The organism is Allobosea sp. CER48 (assembly GCF_044752385.1).
In the GTDB taxonomy this organism is placed as follows: Bacteria; Pseudomonadota; Alphaproteobacteria; order Rhizobiales; family Beijerinckiaceae; genus Allobosea.
This window is the reverse complement of the sequence record NZ_JBIWYK010000440.1, coordinates 1-2,545: the sequence shown is the minus strand read 5'-3', so window position 1 is coordinate 2,545 and position 2,545 is coordinate 1. Positions and strand designations below refer to the sequence as shown.

Here is a 2,545-nt window from a genome sequence, read left to right as displayed (position 1 = left end):
GAACCGGGCTCGCGCGCCGGATCATCGCCACGGCCTCCTCGTCGAGGGCAGCATCGCCGGATCCGCGGACCAGCCTGGCCGACAGCACCCGTCCGCCGCGATCGATGCTGAAGGCAACCTGGACAGTGCCCGGGGCGGCGCCGTTCGGGAAGCGCTTGAAGCGGTTTAGATGGGCGATCAGCGAGCCGCGCCAGCTGGCATTGGCGGCCGGCGACGCGCTCGATGCACCCGAATTCGGAGCGGCGGCCTGCGGGGCGGCCTGGGCCTGTGCGACCGGCGCCGTGGTCTGGTCCGCCTTCGGCTTGTCCGGGTTCACGGGCTTCCGCCGCTCGGCGACCTTCGGCTTCGGCTTGGGCTTCGGCTTCACCTCCGGCGGCTTCGGCTGCTCCTTCGGCGGCGGCGCCAGCACGGCAGCAGCGTCGGGCAGCGGCGGCAGCTCGGGAATCTTGATCTCGGGCTCCGGGACCGCGACCGGCTCGGGCTCCGGCGGCTCGGGCTCCTTCGGCTGCTCGACCGGCTCGGGCGGCGGCGGCTCGGCCTCGGGCTGCGCCTCGACCATCTCCGGCCCGGGCGCCACATCCTGCGGCGGCGCTTCGGGCGCGACCGCGAGCGGCGCGAGCTCGATCATCACGGCAGCGGGCGGCGCACCGACCGCAGCCTCGGCACGCTGCCAGTTCGCCACGACCCAGCCCGCCGCTCCGTGGGCGCTGGCGACGACCAGCGCCGCCACGCTCCAGCGCAGCGCCGCCGGCGCGAACCGGCTCAGGGATGAACGGTCGCTGTTCATGGCTTGGCTCCCGCAGCAGCCCCCTGCCCGGTATCCTCGAGCCCGACCAGCGCGATCTTCAGATAGCCGGCGTTGCGCAACAGGTTCATCACGTCCATCAGTTCGCGATAGGCGACGGTGCCGTCGGCGCGCAGGAAGACGCGCTGCTCGCGATCCCGGCTCGTCCGCTGGTCGAGCGTCGCCTGCAGCGCCTCGCGCGGGACCGGGTCATTGCCGAGCGCCAGCGAGAGATCGCCCTTCACTGTGAGGAAAACGGGGGTGTCGGGGCGCGGCTGGGGCTGCGCGTTGGAGACAGGCAGATCCACGGCTACATCGACGGTGGACAGCGGCGCCGCCACCATGAAGATGATCAGCAGCACCAGGATGACATCGATGAAGGGCGTGACGTTGATGTCGCTGACTTCGCCGAGATCGCCGTCCTGCGCGTCCTTGAGTGAAACGCCCATGGCTCACTCCGCCGGCATGAGCGACGCAGCGGCGGACGCCGATGCGGAGCTGGTCGCGGCTCGGGGCGCCTGCGCGCCGGCGCGCTGCCTGCGATCCAGATCCCGCGAGAGATGGCGCAGGATTTCGCCGGAAGCATCCGAGAGGGTCGCGCGGTAGCCGGTGATCGCGCGGGCGAAGACGTTGTAGATGATGACGGCCGGGATCGCCGCGACCAGGCCGATGGCGGTCGCCAGCAGGGCCTCGGCGATACCCGGCGCCACGACCGCAAGATTGGTCGTCTTCGCCTGGCTGATGCCGATGAACGAGTTCATGATGCCCCAGACGGTGCCGAACAGGCCGACGAAGGGCGCGGTCGAGCCGATCGTGGCAAGCAGGCCGGTGCCACGCGCCATCGAGCGGCCGGCGCGGGCCTCGATCCGCGACAGAGCGATGGCGACGCGCTCCTTGATGCCCTCCTGGTCGAGATCGGATGAACGGCGCGTCTCCGCGAGAGCCGCCGAGAGCAGGTCCCCGACCGCGCCACGCAGCTTGCCGCTCTTCGAGGCCGCCGCTCCTGCCGCCTCGCCGAGGCTGTCGGCAGCCTCGATACGGCGCAGCGCGCGGCCGGCAGCCGCCTTCGCCGCAGCCAGCTCCATCGCCTTGGCCAGCCAGATCGTCCATGTCACCAGCGAAGCGAAGGCAAGGCCCAGCATCACGGCCTTCACCACGATGTCGGCCGCCATGAACATGCCCCAGGGCGACAGGTCATGCGGCAGAGCGGGAGGAGCGGTGGCCGTCGCAACGGGAGCGGCGGGAGCGTCCGTCGTCAGCGGCGGATGCGCGGTGCTGGGCGGGTTGATGCCGAGCTGGGACGGGATTGCGGGCAACGGGTTGGTCGGCGACGCCGGCTGCGCCTGCGCGGCGGGAGGGACGGCGGCCGGAGGCTGCGTGGCAACGGTGCCCGGCTGGTTCGTGCCGGGTTGCACCTGGGCCTGGGCGGCAAGCCCCGCCAGAACCGAAACGCCGGTCGCAACGAGAACCAGACGAAACGCACGCATCATCACCAAATCCAATCTCTCTGGAGGCAAGCCGGCCTGGCCATCGCCAGCGCCGAAACCCCTCGGCCATCGCTCTCCCGGGAGACTGTCGCCTCGGCCCGAAAAGCCCGTTCCGAATTCTCGGGGGTTCGCGGCTTCCTCATTGGAATTATTACAAAAAAAGCTTGCAGCACCCATGCTGCATATGCGATACGCCTGTTCGAATCGGCTTCCCATGTCAAGGCAAACCAGCCTTGATCGAACACGGTCGCGCGCCGGTTTTCCGGCACCGTCA

General features: G+C 70.3%; 3 protein-coding genes. All 3 read right to left on the bottom strand.

Annotation, left to right across the window (positions count from 1 at the left end):
* A partial coding sequence (locus tag ACIPIA_RS14055) for an energy transducer TonB (protein WP_400510442.1) occupies positions 1 to 787 on the bottom strand: 787 nt, incomplete at its 3' end.
* A complete protein-coding gene (exbD, locus tag ACIPIA_RS14050; RefSeq protein ID WP_400510441.1) occupies positions 784 to 1,233 on the bottom strand; it encodes a TonB system transport protein ExbD in 450 nt (149 codons plus the stop codon). The genes ACIPIA_RS14055 and exbD, both read right to left, overlap by 4 nt.
* 3 nt (positions 1,234 to 1,236) lie before the next feature.
* Positions 1,237 to 2,274, bottom strand: a complete 1,038-nt coding sequence (gene exbB / locus ACIPIA_RS14045) for a tonB-system energizer ExbB (protein ID WP_400510439.1) — start codon at positions 2,272 to 2,274, stop codon at positions 1,237 to 1,239.
* Positions 2,275 to 2,545 lie beyond the last annotated feature (271 nt).

Excerpts from the sequence above, each read along its gene's own strand:
- exbD (WP_400510441.1), bottom strand. The coding sequence starts at position 1,233 with ATGGGCGTTTCACTCAAGGACGCGCAGGACGGCGATCTCGGCGAAGTC.
- exbB (WP_400510439.1), bottom strand. The coding sequence starts at position 2,274 with ATGATGCGTGCGTTTCGTCTGGTTCTCGTTGCGACCGGCGTTTCGGTT.